Origin of the sequence: Streptomyces sp. 13-12-16, from assembly GCF_002114215.1 — a bacterium.
GTDB lineage: Bacteria > Actinomycetota > Actinomycetes > Streptomycetales > Streptomycetaceae > Streptomyces.
This window is the reverse complement of sequence record NZ_NCTE01001381.1, coordinates 1-1600: the sequence shown is the minus strand read 5'-3', so window position 1 is coordinate 1600 and position 1600 is coordinate 1. Positions and strand designations below refer to the sequence as shown.

Genomic DNA, 1600 nt, shown 5'->3' with positions numbered 1-1600 from the left:
CCGGCGCGCGATGGCGGCCCTGCTGGAGCGCCGCCCCGACCTGGACGCCGTCTTCGCCGCCTCGGACGTCACCGCGGCCGGCGCCCGGCACGCCCTGCGCGACGCGGGCCGCCGCATCCCCGACGACGTGGCCCTGGTCGGCTACGACGACTCCGTCATCGCCCGCCACATGGACCCGCCGCTGACCAGCGTGCGCCAGCCGATAGAGGAGATGGGCCGCGCGATGATCGACCTCCTCCTCGCCGAGGTGGCCGACCGTCGCCCCTCCGTGTCCCGGGAGCTGGGGCGGCGCCAGATGGTGCTGGCGACGGAACTGGTGGGCCGCGCCTCGTCGTGACGCCGGGGGAGCGGGCGCCGGTCCGGCGTCCGCTCCCGCGCTCATCGCCGGAAACGAGTTCAGCCGGTGACCTCGTACGAGGTCACCGGCTGAATCGGTGAGGGTGAGTGACGGGACTCGAACCCGCGGCATCCTGGACCACAACCAGGTGCTCTACCAGCTGAGCTACACCCACCATGGCCTCGTCGGTTGAGGTCAGTGACTTCTCCGACCGGCCGAGAAAAAGTGTACAGGGTCCGAAGGGGTGCTCGCGCACGCTTTCCGCGGCGGCCCCCGACGACCCCCCGATCCGCCTACTGAGCAGGCAGGACGTGCTTCGCGGCGATCTTCTTCGCGGTGTCCGAGTCGGGCCCCGGCTGCGGTACGAAGACGGCCTCGCGGTAGTAGCGCAGCTCCGCGATGGACTCGCGGATGTCGGCGAGGGCGCGGTGGTTGCCGTTCTTCTCGGGGCTGTTGAAGTACGCCCTCGGGTACCAGCGGCGGGCCAGCTCCTTGATGCTGGACACGTCCACGATGCGGTAGTGGAGGTAGTCCTCCAGGGTCGGCATGTCCCGCAGCAGGAAACCGCGGTCGGTGCCGACGGAGTTGCCGCACAGGGGGGCCTTGCCGGGCTCCTTGACGTGTTCCCGCACGTAGTCGAGGACCCGCCGCTCGGCGTCCTCGAGCGTCGTGCCGCCCTCCAGCTCGGCGAGCAGCCCGGACGCGGTGTGCATCTCCCGCACCACCTCCGGCATCGTCTCCAGGGCCCGCTCCGGCGGGCGGACGACGATGTCCACACCCTCGCCGAGCACGTTCAGTTCGGAGTCGGTGACGAGGGCGGCCACTTCGATGAGCGCGTCGTCCGACAGCGAGAGGCCGGTCATCTCGCAGTCGATCCACACCATGCGATCGTTCATGTGTCTAACCTTACGGGGCGCCGCGCTGTGCCGGACCGGTGGTGACACCTCTCCGCGCCGGTGTGAACGTCACAGGAGCTGCCGCCCCGGGGCCCCGCTTCGGCCCTGGACGGGCCTCGTCCCGGATCTCCCCCGGAAGGGGCGCCCCCGACGGGCCGGCCGTGGTCCGGGCGGCCTCGCCGCGTGCGGGACGGGGGCCGGGGCCCGCCCGTCCAGGCCGACGGGCCGGAGGCTGGTGCCTCCGGCCCGTTCCGTTCTGCTCCGCGGTTCCTCACCTCACGGCGCGCTGCGCTGACCCGGGAGGGCCGAGGCCGTCAGGGACGGTCCCAGGGCGCCGGCCGCCGCCGTGCGGCGGGACTGGTGCGGG

The 1600-nt window shown here is 72.6% G+C and carries 2 protein-coding genes and 1 tRNA gene; 1 reads left to right on the top strand and 2 read right to left on the bottom strand.

Features of this window, described 5'->3' with window-relative positions:
• The coding region (locus B7767_RS41185) for a substrate-binding domain-containing protein (RefSeq protein ID WP_179167530.1) at nt 1-337 on the top strand (337 nt) is incomplete at its 5' end.
• A gap of 102 nt (nt 338-439) precedes the next feature.
• Here B7767_RS41185 and B7767_RS41180 read toward each other — a convergent pair.
• Together B7767_RS41180 and orn are read right to left on the bottom strand one after the other, a co-directional pair.
• Nucleotides 440-512, bottom strand: a tRNA-His gene (locus B7767_RS41180).
• A 118-nt stretch (nt 513-630) separates the two neighbouring features.
• Nucleotides 631-1233 (bottom strand): oligoribonuclease, encoded by a 603-nt coding sequence (orn, locus tag B7767_RS41175; protein WP_085576319.1) that lies wholly within the window; start codon nt 1231-1233, stop codon nt 631-633.
• Nucleotides 1234-1600 lie beyond the last annotated feature (367 nt).